General features: G+C 70.6%; 18 protein-coding genes. 10 read left to right on the top strand and 8 right to left on the bottom strand.

All coding sequences use genetic code 11. From position 1 onward, the window contains the following. Positions 1-13: 13 nt before the first annotated feature. Entirely contained in the window at positions 14-1,708 is a 1,695-nt protein-coding gene (locus tag bpln_RS22230; RefSeq protein ID WP_055141174.1) for an AMP-binding protein, read from the bottom strand. Positions 1,709-1,801: 93 nt separating this feature from the next. Continuing rightward, a complete protein-coding gene (locus bpln_RS22225) occupies positions 1,802-2,941 on the bottom strand; it encodes an acyl-CoA dehydrogenase family protein (RefSeq protein WP_042627448.1) in 1,140 nt (379 codons plus the stop codon). A gap of 124 nt (positions 2,942-3,065) precedes the next feature. Here bpln_RS22225 and bpln_RS22220 point away from each other — a divergent pair, with 124 nt between their 5' ends. Then, entirely contained in the window at positions 3,066-4,178 is a 1,113-nt protein-coding gene (locus bpln_RS22220; protein WP_171907284.1) for an AraC family transcriptional regulator, read from the top strand. A 138-nt stretch (positions 4,179-4,316) separates the two neighbouring features. Here the strand turns inward: bpln_RS22220 and bpln_RS22215 are convergent, their stop codons facing one another. Together bpln_RS22215 and bpln_RS22210 are read right to left on the bottom strand one after the other, a co-directional pair. After that, the gene (locus bpln_RS22215; protein ID WP_042627447.1) at positions 4,317-4,604 is read right to left on the bottom strand and encodes a hypothetical protein; all 288 of its coding nucleotides are present in this window, start codon (positions 4,602-4,604) and stop codon (positions 4,317-4,319) included. Positions 4,605-4,989: 385 nt separating this feature from the next. Further along, positions 4,990-5,439 (bottom strand): TIGR02594 family protein, encoded by a 450-nt coding sequence (locus tag bpln_RS22210; protein ID WP_055140020.1) that lies wholly within the window; start codon positions 5,437-5,439, stop codon positions 4,990-4,992. 36 nt (positions 5,440-5,475) lie between these two features. Between bpln_RS22210 and bpln_RS35935 the strand changes: the two genes are divergently transcribed. The 3 genes from bpln_RS35935 to bpln_RS22200 all read left to right on the top strand — a co-directional run bounded on the left by bpln_RS35935 (position 5,476) and on the right by bpln_RS22200 (position 7,969). Further along, a complete protein-coding gene (locus bpln_RS35935; RefSeq protein WP_148654127.1) occupies positions 5,476-5,742 on the top strand; it encodes a hypothetical protein in 267 nt (88 codons plus the stop codon). 152 nt (positions 5,743-5,894) lie between these two features. Beyond that, positions 5,895-7,196, top strand: a complete 1,302-nt coding sequence (locus tag bpln_RS22205) for an NCS2 family permease (protein WP_042629321.1) — start codon at positions 5,895-5,897, stop codon at positions 7,194-7,196. A gap of 104 nt (positions 7,197-7,300) precedes the next feature. Then, positions 7,301-7,969, top strand: a complete 669-nt coding sequence (locus tag bpln_RS22200; RefSeq protein ID WP_055140019.1) for a transglycosylase SLT domain-containing protein — start codon at positions 7,301-7,303, stop codon at positions 7,967-7,969. 64 nt (positions 7,970-8,033) lie between these two features. Here the strand turns inward: bpln_RS22200 and bpln_RS22195 are convergent, their stop codons facing one another. Further along, the gene (locus tag bpln_RS22195; RefSeq protein ID WP_042627444.1) at positions 8,034-8,321 is read right to left on the bottom strand and encodes a DUF1488 family protein; all 288 of its coding nucleotides are present in this window, start codon (positions 8,319-8,321) and stop codon (positions 8,034-8,036) included. 536 nt (positions 8,322-8,857) lie between these two features. Between bpln_RS22195 and bpln_RS22190 the strand changes: the two genes are divergently transcribed. The 5 genes from bpln_RS22190 (at position 8,858) to bpln_RS22170 (ending at position 14,493) form a co-directional block, all read left to right on the top strand. Beyond that, complete coding sequence (locus tag bpln_RS22190) at positions 8,858-10,843, top strand: sigma-54-dependent Fis family transcriptional regulator (RefSeq protein WP_055140018.1); 1,986 nt, start codon at positions 8,858-8,860, stop codon at positions 10,841-10,843. 77 nt (positions 10,844-10,920) lie between these two features. After that, positions 10,921-11,232, top strand: a complete 312-nt coding sequence (locus bpln_RS22185) for a 2Fe-2S iron-sulfur cluster-binding protein (RefSeq protein WP_042629320.1) — start codon at positions 10,921-10,923, stop codon at positions 11,230-11,232. Positions 11,233-11,332: 100 nt separating this feature from the next. Beyond that, entirely contained in the window at positions 11,333-12,610 is a 1,278-nt protein-coding gene (locus tag bpln_RS22180; RefSeq protein WP_055140017.1) for an NAD(P)/FAD-dependent oxidoreductase, read from the top strand. Between the two features lie 787 nt (positions 12,611-13,397). Beyond that, positions 13,398-13,688 (top strand): DUF3331 domain-containing protein, encoded by a 291-nt coding sequence (locus bpln_RS22175; protein ID WP_042627441.1) that lies wholly within the window; start codon positions 13,398-13,400, stop codon positions 13,686-13,688. A gap of 499 nt (positions 13,689-14,187) precedes the next feature. Next, positions 14,188-14,493 carry a DUF4148 domain-containing protein gene (locus tag bpln_RS22170; protein WP_042627440.1) on the top strand — a complete coding sequence of 102 codons (306 nt, stop codon included), beginning with the start codon at positions 14,188-14,190 and terminating at the stop codon, positions 14,491-14,493. Between the two features lie 508 nt (positions 14,494-15,001). On the opposite strand, the gene bpln_RS22165 is transcribed toward bpln_RS22170, so the two are convergent. Next, the gene (locus bpln_RS22165; RefSeq protein ID WP_042627439.1) at positions 15,002-16,123 is read right to left on the bottom strand and encodes an NADH:flavin oxidoreductase; all 1,122 of its coding nucleotides are present in this window, start codon (positions 16,121-16,123) and stop codon (positions 15,002-15,004) included. 103 nt (positions 16,124-16,226) lie between these two features. Here bpln_RS22165 and bpln_RS22160 point away from each other — a divergent pair, with 103 nt between their 5' ends. After that, complete coding sequence (locus bpln_RS22160) at positions 16,227-16,610, top strand: winged helix-turn-helix transcriptional regulator (RefSeq protein ID WP_042627438.1); 384 nt, start codon at positions 16,227-16,229, stop codon at positions 16,608-16,610. Positions 16,611-16,650: 40 nt separating this feature from the next. On the opposite strand, the gene bpln_RS22155 is transcribed toward bpln_RS22160, so the two are convergent. Beyond that, the gene (locus tag bpln_RS22155; RefSeq protein WP_055140016.1) at positions 16,651-17,598 is read right to left on the bottom strand and encodes an alpha/beta hydrolase; all 948 of its coding nucleotides are present in this window, start codon (positions 17,596-17,598) and stop codon (positions 16,651-16,653) included. 8 nt (positions 17,599-17,606) lie between these two features. Next, positions 17,607-18,128, bottom strand: coding sequence for a thioesterase family protein (locus tag bpln_RS22150; RefSeq protein ID WP_055140015.1), 522 nt, complete (start codon positions 18,126-18,128; stop codon positions 17,607-17,609). Between the last annotated feature and the right edge of the window lie 2 nt (positions 18,129-18,130).

The raw sequence follows: 18,130 nt of genomic DNA, 5'->3' as shown, positions 1-18,130 counted from the left end.
GCACGGCGATCGATTACGACTGGCTCGGGAAATCCTCTTCCCAGTACTCGTCGGGCATGCGCGCGGCCGGATCGGCGTCGCGCTCGATCTCGCGGCGCCGCAGCTCCACGCGGCGGATCTTTCCCGAGATCGTCTTCGGAAGCTCCGCGAACTGCAGGCGGCGAATGCGCTTGTACGGCGCGAGCTTCTCGCGCGAGAAGCGGAAGATGTCGCGCGCGAGCGCCTCGCCCGGCTCGAAGCCGGCGCGCAGCGTGATGAAGGTCTTCGGCACCGCGAGCCGCAGCGGATCGGGACTCGGCACCACGGCCGCCTCGGCGATCGCCTCGTGCTCGATCAGCACGCTCTCGAGTTCGAACGGGCTCAGGCGATAGTCGGACGACTTGAACACGTCGTCGGCGCGGCCGATGTAGAGGTAGTAGCCGTCGTCGCGGCGCAGTGCGATGTCGGAGGTGCGGTAATGGCCGTCGCGCATCGCCCAGGCGGTGGCGTCGGCGTGGTTCGCGTAGCGCGTCATCAGCCCGCCGGGGCGCTCGCCGTCGAGCGGCAGCGCGATCTCGCCCTCCTCCACCGGCGCGCCGTCGGGATCGAGCAGCGCGATCCGGTAGCCCGGCATCGGCCGCCCCATCGAGCCGGCCACCACCGGCTGGCCCGGCGAGTTGCCGATCAGGCAGGTGGTTTCGGTCTGGCCGTAGCCGTCGCGGATCGTGACGCCCCAGGCGCGCCGCACGCGCTCGATGATCTCGGGGTTCAGCGGCTCGCCCGCGCCGATGATCTCGCGCAGCTTGACCGCGTAGGACGCGAGCGGCTGCTGCACCAGCATGCGCCAGACCGTGGGCGGCGCGCACAGCGTGGTCACGCCGTAGCGCACCAGCGCCTCGAGCGCCTGCTGCGGATCGAAGCGCGAGTAGTTGAACGCGAACACGCAGGCGCCGGCGTTCCAGGGCGCGAACAAGCAGCTCCAGGCGTGCTTGGCCCAGCCCGGCGAGCTGATGTTCCAGTGGGTATCGCCGGGCTGCAACCCGATCCAGTACATCGTCGAGAGGCTGCCCACCGGATAGGTGAAGTGGGTATGCTCGACGAGCTTCGGCTTCGAGGTGGTGCCCGACGTGAAGTAGAGCAGCAGCGTGTCGTGGACGTGGGTGGGCGCGTCGGGCGTGAACGCGGCGTCGGCCGTGTAGCCGTCCTCGTAGCGCAGCCAGCCGGCGCGGTCGCCGCCCACGATCAGGCGCGCGAGATCGACGCCGGCCTGGTCGAACTTCTCGGCCTCCGCCGCGTCGACCACGGCGAAGCGCGCCTCGCCGACCATCACGCGATCGCGGATGTCGTCGGCCGACAGCTGCGTGGTGGCCGGCAGCACCACGGCGCCGAGCTTCATCGCGGCGAGCATGGTTTCCCACAGCTCGACGCGGTTCGGCAGCATCAGCAGGATGCGGTCGCCGCGGCCCACGCCGAGCGCGCGCAGATGGTTCGCGATCCGCGAGGACTGCTCCGACATGCGCGCGAACGACACCGGCTCGCCCTCGCCGGTGATGGCGTCGACGATCCACAGCGCGGGGCTCGCGTTGCCGCGCGCCATCACGTCGAAATGGTCGAGCGCCCAGTTGAACGCGTCCAGTTGCGGCCAGCGGAACTCGCGGTACGCCGTGTCGTAGTCGGTCCGGTGCCGCAACAGGAAATCGCGGGCATCGAGGAAAGCCTGCGCCGTCATCGTCTCGTCTCCTTCCATCTCGCGCAGCGTGTGATCGTGCGTCGTGTGGGGGTGATCATAACGCCGGGCGGCCGCGCGCGGCGCCGCGGCACCTCATGCCAGCAGCTGCCGCGCGATCACCATGCGCTGCACTTCGCTCGTGCCTTCGTAGATCTGCGTGATGCGCGCGTCGCGGTAATGGCGCTCCACCTCGTAGTCGGCCAGGTAGCCGTAACCGCCGTGGATCTGGATCGCGGCGGTGCAGACCCTCTCCGACATCTCGGAGGCGAACAGCTTGGCCTGCGAGGCTTCCGACAGGCACGGCAGGCCCGCCGTGCGCAGCCGCGCGGCGTGATGCACGAGCAGGCGCGCCGCGTTCAGCTCGGTGGCCATGTCGGCGAGCTTTTCGGCGATCGCCTGATGCTCGGCGATCGGCTTGCCGAACTGGGTGCGCTCGGCCGCGTAGCGGCGCGCCTTGTCGAACGCCGCGCGCGCGATGCCCACCGCCTGCGCTGCGATGCCGATGCGCCCGCCCTCGAGATTCGACAACGCGATCTTGAGGCCCTCGCCGCGCGCGCCGAGCAGGTTCTCCTCGGGGATCTCGCAGTGTTCGAGCGTGATCGGGCAGGTGTCCGAGGCACGGATGCCCAGCTTCTTCTCGGGCTTGCCGACCTGGAAGCCCGGCGTGTCGGTGGGCACGATGAAGGCCGACAGGCCGCGCTTGCCCTGCTCGGGATCGGTCATGGCAAAAACGATCGCCACCGCGGCGCGCGACGCGTTCGAGATGAACTGCTTGCTGCCGTCGAGCACCCAGCGGCCGTCCTTCAACACCGCGCGCGTGCGCAGGTTGTTGGCCTCCGAGCCGGCCTGCGGCTCGGTCAGGCAGAACGAGCCGATCATGCGGCCCGAGGCCAGCCCGCGCAGCCAGCGATCGCGCTGCGCGTCGGTGCCGTAGCTGAGGATCGGGCCGCAGCAGACCGAGTTCTGCACGCTCATCAGCGTCGCGCACGAGGCGCAGCCGGCCGCGATTTCCTCCACCGCGAGCGCATAGGCGATGTAGTCGGTATAGGAGCCTTCCCACTCGGAGGGCACCACCATGCCGAGCAGGCCGAGTTCGCCGAGCTGCGCGACCACGCCGTCGGGCAGCGCGCCGTCCTGGTCCCATCGCGCCGCGTTCGGCGCCAGCACTTCGGTGGAAAAATCCCGGACCGTATCGCGAATCATCCGCTGGTCTTCGGTGTAGAGCGCATCCATGGCGGGCGTGTCTCCTGTCGGCGGCCCGGCGCCGCCGTTTTGGGGCGGCGCGGCCTGATCGTTCGTGGCGCGGGTGCGCGGTGCTGCAGTCCCGTCAGTGTAGGCAAGCGCGCGTGCCGTATCGATGCTCGCCGCACTCAATTACAATGATCGTTTTTGCCATACCGCGCTCGCGTCCGCGATCGCGCACCGCCACGCCGAGCCCCGCATGAAAGCCACCGACAAGGGAACCGTTTCCGCCCGCCTCGTCGAGACGAGCCTCGCGCTGGCGCACCGGCGCGGCGCCGATCGCGACCGGCTGCTCGCGCAGGCCGGCATCGCAGCGGCGGGGCTCGCGGCGCCCGATGCGCACGTGAGCGCGCGCCAGTACGGCGCGCTATGGAATGCGATCGCACGCACGCTCGACGACGAATTCTTCGGCCAGGATTCACACCCGATGCGCAGCGGCACGTTCGTCGCGATGAGCCAGGCGGCGCTCGGCTCGCGCACCGGGCTCGGCGCGCTGGCGCGCGCGATCGGCGTGATGCGCGGCGTGCTCGACGACCTGCACGCCGAACTCGACGCCGACGCCACGCGCGTGCGCCTGCGCTTCGTGCATCGCGACACCGCCGCGGCGCCGCCCGCGTTCACCTACGCCACCTATTTCATCCTCGTCTACGGGCTCACCTGCTGGCTGACCGGGCGCCGCATCCCGGTGCTGAGCGCGTGCCTGCGCAGCGCAGCGCCCGAAGTCCCGCGCGACTATCGGCAGATCTTCTGTGACGACCTGCGCTTCGGCGAGGCCCACTCGCACGTCGATTTCGATCCGGCCTTCGCGACGCTGCCGGTGGTGCAGACACCCGCCTCGCTGAAGACGTTCCTGCGCAACGCACCGGGCAACTTCATCGTCAAATACCGCAATCCCGATTCGCTGGCGAGCCGCGTGCGCGCGATGCTGCGCGCGCTGCCGCCCGGCGACTGGCCCGACGCGGCGGGGCTGGCCGCGCGGCTGCACGTGGCCGAGGCGACCCTGCGGCGCAAGCTGCGCCACGAGGGAGCGTCGTATCAGGACATCAAGGATGCGTTGCGCTACGAGATCGCCTGCGAGGCGCTGGCCGATCCGGCGCTGACCGTGGCCGACGTGGCGACGGCCGCCGGCTTCGCGGAACCGAGCGCGTTCTACCGCGCGTTTCGCGGCTGGAGCGGACTGAGCCCGGCCGCGTGGCGCGAGCGGGAAACGGCGGCGGGACGCGGCTGAGGACGCGAGGGAAGCGAACGGCAAGGCACGCGCGATGCGGGCCGGCACGGCCTCCTTGATGAATGCCAGGCCGCACCTGCCTGCGCGACGCGTGCGCTATCGGACGCGCGCCGCGGCAGGCTCGTCGCGCGGCGGCACTCAGGTGCTGGTGGCGAGACGCGGGCCGTTCTGGCCGCGCGAGGACGGCGCGGCGGCGGGCGCCGCCGGCACCACCGACGTTGCGGCCACCCACGGCTCGATGCCCCGCTCCTGCACTTCTTCCAGGAACGAGACGCGCGTGCGCCAGTAATCGGACTGCAGCTTCGCGTCGATCACGCGCTGCTCGGCGGCGAACAGCTCCATGCGGGCCGTAACGAGCATCGAGGCGGCGGCTTTCTCGGGAGTGGGGGCTTGCCGCAGTGCCCAACGACTGATCCAGTTCAACATGCTGACCTCCGTATCGACCGATGAATCGGAATGCGATGCCGGACCGCGCGGGTCCGGCGAATTACGGTTTTGAAAGCTGCGCGCTGTCTCGTGCCCGGGCCATGGAATGGTTCGGCCCACGTTTCCATCGTAGAGTCCCGATCTCGTTTCGGCGACAGCACCTTGCAATCTTTTACATCCGGAACCCGATTTTTTCCGGGCGTCGGCTTGGCGAACGGATCGCCGCCCGGCCCGCAACGCCTCGTGGGGCGGCGCTGCGCGAGCTCGGGCGGGGCTGCCGGACGTGGCACCGACATGAAGGAGGTGGCAGGAAGCATGCCAGGCGCGCCGCCGCTGCGTTGCACAAGCGCGGTGCAAGCTTCGTGCAAGGCTCGCGGCCCGGCGTTCACGAGCCCGGGCGCAACGCCTGCGTGGCCGGCCAGCGGTAGCCGAGCCACTGCGAGGCGTCGTAGGCCAGCTCGCGCACCGTGTCGAGCTGATTGCCGCCGAACAGCACGATGGCGTCGCCCTCATGGCGCAGATAGAAGCCGACGTGGCCTTGCCAGCCGTCCGGCGCGCCGCGCGTCAGCACGACGATGCAGCCGTGAACCGGCGCGTCGAGCGGCCGGCCCCAGTCGAGCCATGAACGCGCCAGCGCCGAGCCGGTGCCGACGAACCCGGCCTGTGCCAGGCACCAGTTGACGAACGACGAACACCACGCGACCTTGTCGTCGTAGCCGGCCATGCGGGTCGCGCCGTGGTATTCGACGATGCGCGGATTGCTGTGGCCGGGGCCGCCGCGCGCGACGCCGGCCTCCGCGAACGCGACCGGCATCCACGGCGCGAGCGGCGTCATGCGGCGCGCCTCGCGCCGGCCGCGCGCGATCGATGCATGCGCAACGAGCGGCGGATTGATATTGATATCGCGGAGGTCGGCACGGCGACCGGGTCGGATGGGTTCGGCATGATCTCGCGGCTTTTTTGGCGATTTATCGTAGCTGAATGCCTGCTCGGCTGGCAGGCCGCGCGCAACCGCAGCCCGCAGCGCTATCGTAGCGGTTCGGGTGGCGCGCCGGTAGCGGCGTGCCGGGCGGCGCCGGCGTGCGCCGCATCAAGGGAACGCGGCGGCGGGCGCGGCGCGTGGCAGCGCAACCGATAGGCGCGCGATCGCGCTGCGTTTACAATCCAGCCGCGCAATCCAGCCGCGCCACCGCCCTGCTTCGTACCCGAGGCCGTACCCGAAGCAGGTGGCCGCGTACCACACACGAACGACCGTCGCGCACCACGACCACCGACCGGAGAATGCCCTTCATGGACTCGATCAAACGGTATTTCGGCTTCGCCGAGGCCGGCACCGACCTGCGCACGGAGCTGCTCGCGGGCGTCACCACGTTCCTGACGATGGCCTACATCATCTTCGTGAACCCGGCGATCCTCGGCGACGCGGGCATGCCGAAGGAGTCCGTGTTCGTCGCGACCTGCCTGGTGGCCGCGCTCGCCTCGCTGATCATGGGCCTCTACGCGAACTACCCGGTGGCCTGCGCGCCCGGCATGGGCCTGAATGCCTACTTCGCCTACGCGGTGGTCAAGGGCATGGGCTTCACGTGGCAGGCCGCGCTCGGCGCCGTGTTCATCTCGGGCTGCCTGTTCCTGGTGGTCACGCTGTTCCGCGTGCGCGAGGCGATCATCAACGGCATCCCGAAGACGCTGCGCGTGGCGATCACGGCCGGCATCGGCCTGTTCCTCGGCATCATCTCGCTGAAGACGGCCGGCGTGATCGTCGGCAGCCCGGCCACGCTCGTCACGCTCGGCAACCTGCACGCGCCCACCACGATCCTCGCCATCATCGGCTTCCTCACGATCGTCACGCTCGACGCGCTGCGCGTGCGCGGCGCGATCCTGATCGGCATCGTCGCGGTGACCGTGCTGTCGTTCTTCTTCGGCGGCAACCAGTTCCACGGCATCGTCTCGGCGCCGCCGTCGATCTCGCCCACGCTGTTCCAGCTCGACATCCACGCCGCGCTCGCCACCGGCGTGATCAACGTGATCCTGGTGTTCTTCCTGGTCGAGCTGTTCGATGCCACCGGCACGCTGATGGGCGTGGCCAACCGCGCGGGCCTGCTGGTGGACGGCAAGATGCATCGCCTGAACCGCGCGCTGCTGGCCGACAGCACCGCGATCGTGGCGGGCTCGGTGCTCGGCACCTCCTCGACCACCGCTTACATCGAAAGCGCCTCGGGCGTGCAGGCGGGCGGCCGCACCGGCATGACCGCGGTGACCGTGGCCGTGCTGTTTCTCGCCTGCCTGTTCATCGCGCCGCTGGCGGGCGTGGTGCCCGCCTACGCCACCGCGCCGGCACTGCTCTACGTGTCGTGCCTGATGCTGCGCGACATGGTGGACGTGCCGTGGGACGACGCCACCGAGGCCGTGCCCGCCGCGCTGACCGCGCTGCTGATGCCGTTCACCTACTCGATCGCCAACGGCGTGGCGTTCGGCTTCATCGCCTATGCCGGGCTCAAGCTGCTGACGGGCCGCCTGAAGGAAGTGAAGGGGGTGGTGTGGATCATCGCGATCGTGTTCCTGTTCCGCTACTTCTACCTGGGCGCCGATTGAGCCCCGCCGCCGGTCCGGACCGCGCCGAGCCGGTGCCGCGTTCGTCGTCCATGCCGGCGCCGGGGTGGCTATACTGTGCCCCCCGGTTGCGTTTCCCGAGACCCATGCGGCGCGTCCCCTGTTCGATCGTTCTCCTGCTCGTCTGCGTTTGCGCGGCGCCCGTGGCATTCGCGGCGGCGGCGGATGCCGCCGCGCCCGTGCCCGCCGTCGCGGCATCGGCCGCCGCCCCGGAAGCGATCGCATCCGCGCCGCTCGCGCAGGCCGGCGCGCCGGCCAGGGGGCCGGTATCCATCTACCTGATCCGCAAGTTCGGCGTCGCGAAGCAGAAGGCCGAGCAGATCTCCGACGCCGTCTCGCTGGCCGCCGCGAAGTATTCGCTGCCGCCCGCCGTGCTGCTCGCGATCATCTCGATCGAGTCGCGCTTTCGCGAGAAGGCGAAGGGCGCGAACGGCGCCACCGGGCTCATGCAGGTCGTGCCGTCCGTGCATCGCGGGCTGCTGCGCAACGTGAAGGATTTGACCGAGCCCACCGCCAACATCAACGCGGGCTCCGCGATCCTCTACGGCTACATGCAGGCCGCCAACGGCGACCTCGATACCGCGATGCGCCGCTACGGCGGCTCGCAGGCCTATGCGCAGAAGATCCGGCTGCGCGCCGAGGAGTTCGACAAGAACCTGCGGCCCGCCGTGCTGAACGTACCCGACGCGCCCGCCGCCTCCGACGCGGACCCGGACGACCGGCGCGCGGCGATCTCGCGTTCGCGCGCGCAGTAAGCCACCAAGCAAGCCGCGAAGTAGACCGCCCGCGCCGGCCCGGCCCGGCGCCGTCGAGCCGCCGTCAATCCAGATTCGCCTCGTAGAACCTCACGTAGCCGCTGCGCAGCGTCACGCAGCGCGCCCGCGTGTCGGCAAGCAGCCGCCGGGCGGCGGCCTCGATGCGCGGCCGGTGTGTCGAGAACGCCCCCACCATGTCCTCGAAGCGCGGCGAGGCCGCGCCGAAATGCGATTCGAGCGCCTCGGCCGTGATCTGGCACTGCACCCGTTCGCCATCGACCAGCGCCGTGAAGGCCAGCGTCAGCTCACGCCCCGAATAGGCGGGAGCTTCGTTCGGGAAGTGGATCTGCATGGGTGCCGCCTTTGCCGTAACGAGAATGCAAACGGCCACGCACACCGCTGGCGGCCTGGTCGGCCCGGTGTGCGCGGGACGGCCGGCGGGCGGCGCGCGCGGGCCTGATCGCGCGGCCGGCGGCGCCGGTTGTCTTCACTGTAGACGCTTTCGCCACGCGCGCAAGGTGCGAAAAAAAATGAACCGCCGCGCCGCCGGCGGTGCCGTGCAAGCATCGGGTTTTCTGCACGCCCCCCATGAAATGGCGGCTCGCGCGCCGCGCGCCGAGAGAGACGCGCGACGCGCGACGCGCGACGCCGGCATGTTGCGATGCGCAAGACGCGTTGCCCAACGCCGCGAACGACGATGCCGACGATCGCACCACGGCGGGCGCCGTGAGCCACACGAGCCACGCGCGGCGGCCCCGCCGATGCGATCCCTCGCGCAATTGCGGTCGCGCGCGGCGCCGCGCGCTTGTATCATGACGCGTGCCGACGCGGGCGCTCCCGCGTCGAGCCACAATCGGAGTGCCGCCCACGGCTCCCCTGGAGACAGACATGCCGCAATCCACCGTGCTGCCCGCCGCCGACAACCGTCTCGACGTGCTCGCGCAGGCCCATGCGCGTTCGGCATCGGGCGGCCTGCGCGCCTCCGACCGCCCCGACTACGCCCCGCTCTCGCCGCGCGCGATGCGCGAGCTGATCGACGGCAGCCGCTCGCTCTACACGCACGCGCGGCCCGTGATGGAAGCGCTGCACGCGCAGATCGCCGATACCCAGAGTCTGGTACTCCTGACCGATCACGACGGCATGATCCTGCACAGCATCGGCGACGCCGATTTCGTCGAGAAGGCGAACCGCGTCGCGCTGCGTCCCGGCGCGTCGTGGGCCGAGGGCGCGCGCGGCACCAATGCGATCGGCACCGCGCTGGTCGCGAACCAGGCCGTCACCGTGCATGGCGACGAGCATTTCCTGCGCGCGAACCACGTGCTGTCGTGTTCGTGCGCGCCGATCGCCGACCCGTTCGGCCGCCTGCTCGGCGCGCTCGACGTGAGCGGCGACCCGCGCGGCTTCGGCCCGCACACGCTCGCGCTCGTCAGAATGTCGGCGCAGTTGATCGAGAACCACCTGTTCGCGAACGCCTGCGACGCCGCCCTGCGCGTCCGTTTCCACACGCACGCCGAGTTCGTCGATTCGCTGTTCGGCGGGCTCGTGGCGTTCCAGCCCGACGGCACGCTGCTGGCGGCGAACCGCAGCGCGCAGTTCCAGTTCGGCGCGACGCTCGACGCGCTGCAGGATCAAGGCTGCAACGCGCTGTTCGGCGTGCCGTTCGCGCGGCTCGCCGACCACGCCGCGCGCGACGCCGGCTCGACGCTGCCGCTCACGCTCGCCACCGGCGTGCGCGTGTTCGCGCGCTGCGAGTATGCCGACGCATCCCGCACCGACGCGCCCCGCCACGGCGGCACCGCGCGGCCGCCCGCCCCGCCGCCCGCGGCACGCCCGGCCGACACCGCGCCCACCCCGCCCGATGCCCACGGCCACCCCGAGGCGATCACGTTCGCCACGCTCGACACCGGCGACGCGCGGCTGGCCGCGATCCTGCAGCGGGTCGGCAAGATTCGCGGACGCGACCTGCCGGTGCTGATCCTCGGCGAGACCGGCACCGGCAAGGAATGGCTCGCGCGGGCGCTGCATCATGCCTCGCCGCGCCGCGACGGCCCGTTCGTGGCCGTCAACTGCGCCGCGCTGCCCGATTCGCTGATCGAGGCCGAGCTGTTCGGCTACGAGGACGGCGCGTTCACCGGCGCGCGGCGGCGCGGCAACCCGGGCCGGATCGTGCAGGCCGACGGCGGCACGCTGTTCCTCGACGAGATCGGCGACATGCCGCTCGCGCAGCAGGTGCGGCTGATGCGGGTGCTGCAGGAGCGCGCCGTGGTGCCGCTCGGCGGCGGCCGCGCGTTGCCGGTGGACATCCGGGTAGTCTGCGCCACGCACCGCGACCTGCGCGCGATGATTGCCGAACAGACGTTTCGCGAGGATCTCTACTACCGCATCAACGGGCTCGCCGTCACGCTGCCGGCGCTCGCGCAGCGCAGCGACCAGGCCGAGCTGGTGCGGCGCATGCTGGCCCGGCTCGCGCGCAGCGAGATGCTGCCGACGCGCGTGTCCGACGCCGTCCACGAGGCGTTCGCGCGCTGCCGCTGGCCCGGCAATCTGCGGCAGATGGCGAACGTGCTGCGCACCGCCGGCATGCTGGCCGACGATGCGCCCGAGATCGATGTCGAGCATTTGCCCGACGACTTCTGGCTCGACTGCCCCGGCGGACGCGCCGGCGAAACCGGCGCCGTGGTGCATGCCGCCGCTTGCGCCTCGCCCGCCGCCTCCACGTCGCCCACCGCCACCACGCTCGACGCGCACCAGGCCTCGCTGATCGACAGCGCGCTCGCGCGCCATCACGGCAACGTGTCGGCCGCCGCGCGCGAACTGGGGCTTGCGCGCAACACCATCTACCGGCACCTGCGGCGGCGGCGCGGCGAGGCCTGAGTCCCGGGAACGACGCGCGCGCTTCGGGTATGCTGGCGGTCCCGCCGCCCTGCCCGGCACCGTCCGCTGCGCCGCCGATGACCGCAGAAGCATCCGAACGCACCTACCGCGTCCGCGTCGAGCCGCTCGGCGCGAGCTTCGACGCGCCCGATTCGCTGTCGCTGCTCGAGGCCGCCGGCTTCGAGGGCGTGTCGCTGCCGCGCTCGTGCCGCAACGGCACCTGCCGCACCTGCCTGTGCCGGCTGCGCGAGGGGAGCGTGCGGTATCGGATCGAATGGCCCGGCGTGAGCGCGCAGGAGAAGCGCGAGGGGTGGATCCTGCCTTGCGTGGCGGTGGCGGAATCGGATCTCGTGATCGAGTACGAGGGGATGGAGGCGTTTTCGCGCTAGCGGGCCGGCCCCGATGCGCCTGGCCGCAAGCGTGCGAATCGGCGACAATCGACGCACCGGTCACCTTCTTTTCCTCATCACGCGCGCTCCCCTCACGCCCATGGATTTCGACGTCATCGTCCTCGGCGCCGGCATCGTCGGCGTCAGCGTTGCAGTGCATCTCCAGGATCGCGGCCGGCGCGTCGCGCTCGTCGATCGCCAGGCGCCCGGCCTCGGCACGAGCTTCGGCAACGCGGGGCTGATCGAGCGTTCATCGGTGATGCCCTACGCATTCCCGCGCAGCCCGGGCGCGCTGCTGCGCTACGCGGCGAACCAGGCCACCGCGCTGTACTGGCATCCGCCCTCGCTGCCGTCGTTCGCGCCGTGGCTGCTGCGCTTCTGGCACGAATCGGCGCCGGCGCGCCACGCCGCGGCGGCGCGCGACATGCGTCCGCTGATCGAGCGCAGCGTGATCGAGCACGACGCGCTGACGGCACGCAGCGCCGAGGCCGCCGCCCTGGTGCAGGCGAGCGGCTGGATCGAGGCGTTCCGCTCGCCGCGCGCGTTTGAGCGCGGCGCGGCGCAGGCGGCCGCGCTGGCCCGCTCGCACGGCCTGCGCTACACGGCGCTCGACGCCAGCGCCCTGCGCACGCAGCAGCCCTCGCTGCGCGACGGCTTCGCGGGCGGCATCCACTGGCTCGATCCGAAGGCGGTGTCGAACCCGGGCGCGCTGGTCGGCGCCTACGCTTCGTTGTGTACGCAACTGGGCGGCACGCTGCTGACCGGCGACGCGACCACGCTCGCCCCGACCGGCGCCCCCCGGGACAGCGGCGGCAACGGCGGCTGGCGCGTGCGGACCGACCACGGCGAGGTGAGCGCCCGCGACGTCGTGATTGCACTCGGCCCGTGGTCCGACGCCGTGTTTGCCCGCTTCGGCTATCGCATTCCGCTGCGCGACAAGCGCGGCTATCACATGCACTACGCGCCGCCGTCCAGCGAGCCGGGCCTTTCGGCGCCCGTCATCGACGTCGAGGAAGGCTACGCGATCGCGCCGATGCAGCGCGGCCTGCGGCTGACCACCGGCGTCGAACTCGCCGCGCGCTCGCTGCCGCCCACCGGCATCCAGCTCGCGCGCGCCGAGCGCATCGCGCGGCCCATCTTCGGCTTGGGCGAGCGGCTCGACCCGGCGCCGTGGTTCGGCATGCGGCCCTGCACGCCCGACATGCGCCCGGTACTCGGCGCCGCGCCGCGACACCCGGGCATGTGGTTCGCGTTCGGCCACAATCACCACGGCCTGACGCTCGGCCCGATCACGGGCCGGCTGCTCGCGCAGGCGATCTGCGGCGAACGTCCCGACATCGATCTCGCGCCGTTCGACGCGCGCCGCTTCGAGCGCTGAGCGCGTCGCTCTCATGACGTTTTCCGGTCGTGCCGATATTGGCGCGGCCGGCAACCCGGTCTTCAGCTTTCCTGTCGTTTGATTCGGGCAGGCTCGCTTCACGAGGAACATGCCGCGCTCGCCCAAGGCGAAGCCGGCCCCCTCCCCCGACAACACGCGCCGCGGAATCGGCAGCCAGGCATCCGCTCGCGCCGGCGCCGCTTCCTGACGAAACTGCCATCTGCGCGTCACGCTCCTATCGGCTTGCGCATTGCATCATGGCGCCTGTCCGGAGCAGTTCGGCCGGCGGTGCGAAGCGGGCCTCACGTCCGCCGCCCGCGGGCCACCGTTGCAGCTGCCGGCCATGACGAGCGGATCCGTCACGGCGCGCTGCATGCCGGACAGGTGCATGACCTCGCCGGGCGGCCGAGGCAGGCGAGCGGAGTCGACCGAATCCGCTCCCGCCCGTCGGCCACGCGAGGCAAGACCTGCACCGACCGTCTCCAAGGGCGAGCGACTTCAAACACGGTCCTCACCCCAGATGCCTATGCGAGTAAGGCGTCTGCCGTGCGGCTCGCTCCTTTTCAACCCCGGATCCCCTCCGGGGTTTTTTCTTTGCGCGGCCGCGCGAAACGCCTCGATTGTTTCTGAATCGACAAAATGTAATTCGATCCAGACAGGATGTTTTTTCTTGCCGTGGGCGCTTACATTTAGCCCCAGATTCTTATTGGAAACCGCTACGGAATCGACAAAACGCAGTTGCAAATACTGCCTAGGCCGATACCGCACGAGCTTTGGGAAACGGCAAATGAAGTCCTCCAAATCAATGCCTGCGCTCGACTCCGACGATGTTCACGTCGAAATCCTCGAGCGCTCCGACACGTTGCTCGTTGTCCGCTGGGTCGAACCCGGCCGCTGCCACTACGGCGAGCAACGCTGGCGCCGGCGCTTCGCGCAACGCACCGGCACCTGTGCGCTGTCGCGCCAGGTGATCCAGCGCGGCGAGGAGGTGTTTCGCCCCGCCGAGCGCCCGGCCCCGGCCAACGCCAGCGCGATGATCTCCGCCGCGCAGGTGCTCGGCCTGCAGGTCGGCAAGTAGGCCCCACGACAACGCCGCGAGGATTCGCGGCGTTTTTCGTTGCACGCGCCGCCCGCGCGGCGCCCGCGCGCGAGCGCGGCGGTGCCGCCGCGAATGCCTTGCCCCCGGCCGTTCGAGCCCGGCCGGGGCGTGCCGTGGGCAGTCCGGACATCGGACTGCCGGACACGCTGGCCTGGCGCATCGTCAGCCATTACGGCCTCGCCATCGCGTGCGCGCCGGCGGATATCCCGCCCCGCCCGTTTCCTTCGACCGCCCCGCCCAAGCGGCGCCATGCCACTGGCGCACCGCGTCGGTTGTTTCCGCTCCTTCCGCGTTTCGAATCTCAGTGTTGCGCAAAGCGCATTCTTCCGATCATTGCTGCGCCGCGATTTTATCGATTTAAGCAACGATCTATGATCAAAACTAGTATTTACCCTAGGTCATCAGGCGCCTACGATTCATATCAACCGCTGACGACAAAGAGTCGCAGCGACAAACCAGACAAGATACGGAGGTCATCATGAAGTCACTCATTACCGCAGTCGTTGCCGCAACCGCCCTGACCGCTTCGTTCGCCGCATTCGCGCAAACGAACCAGCCGGTGACCCGCGCCCAGGTTCGCGCGGAACTGGTCCAGCTCGAGAAGGCCGGTTACCACCCGGGCGTCGCCAGCCCGTACTATCCGGACGACATCCAGGCAGCCGAAGCCCGCGTGGCCGGCCGCGACACCAGCGGCTACGGTCCGCAGGCAGCCCCGACGGTCCGTTCGGGCAGCCCGGGCGCCCCGGCGCCGGTCGCCCACGATTCGATCTACTACGGTCATTGATCGGCGAGGCTGCCCCGGCGGCAGCCCCGTCAGGCGCCGGGCCCTCGCGGGCTCGCGCGCCGTTTGCAGGCCCCAAACCTCCGCCGCCCCGTCAGGGACGGCTTAGCCCGGGCGCCTGGCGCCCGGGCCTTTTTCGATCCAGGCGCAAGCCGGAACAGTGGATGTCACGATCGAAACGGGCCGATGAATCGCGAGCGTTGCAACGCAGTGTTTCACGCAACGCGCTAATGCCGTGGATATGAATCCAGCCACGGGATTGCAAAAAAACGGCGCAGCCTCTCGTCAGGCTGCGCCGTTTTTTTATTGGCATGCCGGTAACGGCAATTCGGACAATGCGTAATCGGCCATTGCCGCGCCGGCACGCAAACTTCTTTGTGATATTCAATACCGGACGCATTTGCTCCAATTGGCGATATCGGACTCGATTATTCGGATTTTCATGCGAATGAGCGCGGCCCGGAGCCGCCTGCCCGCGCGGCCCCGTGTGTGATTCGAAAGGGAAGCCGCGTCAGGCCAGCTGCTTCAGCGTGGCCGGATCGAAGTCGCGCAGGCCGGCCGTGTCGCCCGAGCGGATCTTCTCGACCCACAGCGCGTCGCTGAGGATCGCGCGGCCCACCGCGATCAGGTCGAACTCGTCGCGCTCCATGCGCTCGACCAGGTTCGCGAGGCTCGCGGGCGCCGAACTTTCGCCGTTGAAGGTGCTGAGCACGTCGCCCGACAGGCCCACCGAGCCCACGCTGATGGTGGTCGCGCCCGTGAGCTTCTTCGCCCAGCCCGCGAAATTGAGGCCGTGCTCGCCGTCGATCTCGGGAAACTCGGCTTCCCAGAAGCGCCGCTGCGAGCAATGCAGCACGTCCGCGCCCGCCTCGACGAGCGGCGCGAGCCATGCCGTCATCTCGTCGGGCGTGGTGGCGAGCCGCGCCGCGTAGTCCTGCTGCTTCCACTGGCTGAGCCGCAGGATCACCGGCGTATCGGCGCCCACCGCCGCGCGTACCGCCTTCACCACTTCCACCGCGAAGCGCGAGCGCTCGCGGATCGACGCGCCGCCGAACGCATCGGTGCGCGTGTTGGTGCCGCTCCAGAAGAACTGGTCGAGCAGATAGCCGTGGGCGCCGTGGATCTCCACGGTGTCGAAGCCGAGCCGCTTCGCATCGGCCGCGGCCTTGCCGAACGCGGCGATGGTGTCGGCGATGTCCGCGTCGCTCATCGTCCTGCCGCGCGGCGTGCCGGGCGCGGCGAGACCCGACGGGCTCTCGATGCCGTCGCCCGGGGTCCACTCGGTCAGGAAGCTCTTCACCGAGCCGACGTGCCAGAGCTGCGGCGCCATCCGGCCGCCCGCCGCGTGGACGCTGTCGATCACGCGCTGCCAGCCCTGCAGCGCGGCGTCGCCATGGAAGAACGGAATGCCGGGATCGTTGCGCGAGGCCGGGCGGTCGATCGCCGTGCCCTCGGAAATGATCAGGCCGACGCCGGCCTGCGCGCGGCGCGCGTAATAGCTGGCCACGGCCTCGCCAGGAATGCCTTCCGGCGAGAACGAGCGCGTCATCGGCGCCATCACGATCCGGTTTTTCAGGCTCAGTTGCTTCAGTTGGAACGGCTGGAACAGCACGTCGGTACGAGACGACATCATCGGCGCAATCCTCTTCGTTTTTAGGGCAAGCCGATGGTATATCTTTTATACTTGATGTCAATCAGGCACCACGAAGCAACCAGGTAGCATCAAGGAAACCACCATGAAGTCATGTCGCCCTGCCGAGGACGTGCTGTCCGCCGCCGATTGTCCGAGCCGGCTCCTGCTGGACCAGATCGCCGACAAGTGGTCGGTGCTGATCATCGCGGCGCTGCACGACGGGCCGCTGCGCTTCAACGCGATCAAGCGGCGGCTCGAAGGCATCACGCAGAAGGCGCTGACGCAGAGCCTGCGCCGGCTCGAACGCAACGGCATCCTCGCGCGGCGCGTCATCACCGCGTCGCCGATCTCGGTCGAGTATGAAGTCACGCGGCTCGGCCGCACGCTCGACAAGCCGTTCCAGGCACTCTATGCCTGGACGCTCGAACACCTGCCCGACGTGGAGCGCGCGCGCGAGGCCTACGATCGGCGCGCCGAGGCCGACTGACGGGCCCTCGCCTGCCAGCCTCGTCCCCTTGCCCCGCGCGTCATCGCGCCAGCCGCTCGCGCAGGAACCGGCACACCTCGGCGTGCAGGCGCGCGGCGCCGGGGCTGACGTCGAGCGCGCGCCAGCAGCCATGCACGAGGCCCGCCGCCAGCAGGAAGCGCGCGTCGCCGCCGGCCGCGCGGATCCGCTCGACGTAGACGCGCGCGTCGTCGCGCAGCGGATCGTGCTCGGCGCCCACGGCCAGCAGCGGCGGCAGGCCGTCGAACCGCGCGGCGGCCAGCGGGACCGTGCCGGGCGGCGGCGCGTCGTCGCGATCGCCCCAATAGAGGCGGCGATAGACGCGCACCTCGTCGAGCGTCAGCATCGGCGCCCGTGCCTCGGTCACGGCCGCCGGCGCCTGCGGTTCGAGGCCGAGCATCGGATAGACCAGCGCGACGGCCGCGAGCCGCGTGCCGAACGCGGCCGCGGTACTCGCGGCCAGCGTGCCGCCGGCGCTGTCGCCGGCCAGCGCGAGCGGCAGCGCGACGGCGCCGAACGGCAGCGTGCCGTCGAGCGCGGCGCGCGTCACGTCGCGCGCGTCGTCATGCGCGGCCGGCGCGCGATGTTCGGGGGCCAGCCGGTAATCGACGGCGATCACGTCGAGGCCGGTGTCGGCCGCGAGCCGCGCCGCGATCGAGGCATGGCTCGCGAGCGAGCCGAGCGCGAAGCCGCCGCCGTGCAGGAACAGCACCGTGCCGCGCGGCGCGGCGCCGGCCCGCGCGAGCCGATAGCGGCGCAGCGCGATGCGGTGGCCGGCCGGCGCGACGAACGCGGCGTCCTCGCTCGCCACGCCCACGCCCGCCGGCAGGTCGGGCGGCGTCCAACGCGCGGCGAAGCGCTCGTAGCCGTCGCGCAGCGCCGCGATCGACAGCGCGCGCGGATCGCCCCCGTCGCCGCCCTCGGCGGCCACGCGCGCCACGAAGCCGGCGATCTGCGCCTCGAGCGCCATCGCCGCGCTCAGCGCGCCGCGCGCGGCGGCGGCAGGCCGATCACGCGGCCCGCATGGGCGGGCGCCGGCGCATCCCGCTGCGCGGCGACGAGGTCGGCCAGACGCGCGGCCACGTCGGCATCGAACGGCGCGCCGCGCGACACGCTCGTGTCGATGTGCATCAGCATCTGCTCGCTCGCGGCGACGGCGCCGTCGACGCCGTCCGCGAACATCTCCAGATACAGATGCACGCGCTTCGCATCCACCGCCAGCACCCTCGCGTCGACGCGCACGGCCGTGCCGAGCCGGATCTCGCGCAGGTAGTTCACGTGTGCCTCCAGCGTGTAGACGGAGCGCCGCCGCGCGAGCCGCGCCGCCTCGTCCAGGCCGATCCGCTCGATCAGCGCATCGGTCGCGAAGCTGAAGATCAGCAGATAGAACGCGTCGCGCAGGTGCCCGTTGTAGTCGACCCATTCGTCGCGCACGGCGTCGCGATGGATCGTCAGGCCGATACCAGGGATATCGGGCGTGTCGGGGGTGCCGGTGGCCATCG

It is taken from the genome of Burkholderia plantarii, from assembly GCF_001411805.1.
GTDB classification, from domain to species: domain Bacteria; phylum Pseudomonadota; class Gammaproteobacteria; order Burkholderiales; family Burkholderiaceae; genus Burkholderia; species Burkholderia plantarii.
This window is presented reverse-complemented; position numbering and strand designations above follow the sequence as displayed.

Bases quoted from the DNA above. Each gene is read 5' to 3' on its own strand.
- bpln_RS22230 (WP_055141174.1), bottom strand. From the start codon at position 1,708: ATGACGGCGCAGGCTTTCCTCGATGCCCGCGATTTCCTGTTGCGGCAC.
- bpln_RS22225 (WP_042627448.1), bottom strand. From the start codon at position 2,941: ATGGATGCGCTCTACACCGAAGACCAGCGGATGATTCGCGATACGGTC.
- bpln_RS22220 (WP_171907284.1), top strand. From the start codon at position 3,066: ATGCTCGCCGCACTCAATTACAATGATCGTTTTTGCCATACCGCGCTC.
- bpln_RS22215 (WP_042627447.1), bottom strand. From the start codon at position 4,604: ATGTTGAACTGGATCAGTCGTTGGGCACTGCGGCAAGCCCCCACTCCC.
- bpln_RS22210 (WP_055140020.1), bottom strand. From the start codon at position 5,439: ATGACGCCGCTCGCGCCGTGGATGCCGGTCGCGTTCGCGGAGGCCGGC.
- bpln_RS35935 (WP_148654127.1), top strand. From the start codon at position 5,476: ATGCGCAACGAGCGGCGGATTGATATTGATATCGCGGAGGTCGGCACG.
- bpln_RS22205 (WP_042629321.1), top strand. From the start codon at position 5,895: ATGGACTCGATCAAACGGTATTTCGGCTTCGCCGAGGCCGGCACCGAC.
- bpln_RS22200 (WP_055140019.1), top strand. From the start codon at position 7,301: ATGCGGCGCGTCCCCTGTTCGATCGTTCTCCTGCTCGTCTGCGTTTGC.
- bpln_RS22195 (WP_042627444.1), bottom strand. From the start codon at position 8,321: ATGCAGATCCACTTCCCGAACGAAGCTCCCGCCTATTCGGGGCGTGAG.
- bpln_RS22190 (WP_055140018.1), top strand. From the start codon at position 8,858: ATGCCGCAATCCACCGTGCTGCCCGCCGCCGACAACCGTCTCGACGTG.
- bpln_RS22185 (WP_042629320.1), top strand. From the start codon at position 10,921: ATGACCGCAGAAGCATCCGAACGCACCTACCGCGTCCGCGTCGAGCCG.
- bpln_RS22180 (WP_055140017.1), top strand. From the start codon at position 11,333: ATGGATTTCGACGTCATCGTCCTCGGCGCCGGCATCGTCGGCGTCAGC.
- bpln_RS22175 (WP_042627441.1), top strand. From the start codon at position 13,398: ATGAAGTCCTCCAAATCAATGCCTGCGCTCGACTCCGACGATGTTCAC.
- bpln_RS22170 (WP_042627440.1), top strand. From the start codon at position 14,188: ATGAAGTCACTCATTACCGCAGTCGTTGCCGCAACCGCCCTGACCGCT.
- bpln_RS22165 (WP_042627439.1), bottom strand. From the start codon at position 16,123: ATGATGTCGTCTCGTACCGACGTGCTGTTCCAGCCGTTCCAACTGAAG.
- bpln_RS22160 (WP_042627438.1), top strand. From the start codon at position 16,227: ATGAAGTCATGTCGCCCTGCCGAGGACGTGCTGTCCGCCGCCGATTGT.
- bpln_RS22155 (WP_055140016.1), bottom strand. From the start codon at position 17,598: ATGGCGCTCGAGGCGCAGATCGCCGGCTTCGTGGCGCGCGTGGCCGCC.
- bpln_RS22150 (WP_055140015.1), bottom strand. From the start codon at position 18,128: ATGGCCACCGGCACCCCCGACACGCCCGATATCCCTGGTATCGGCCTG.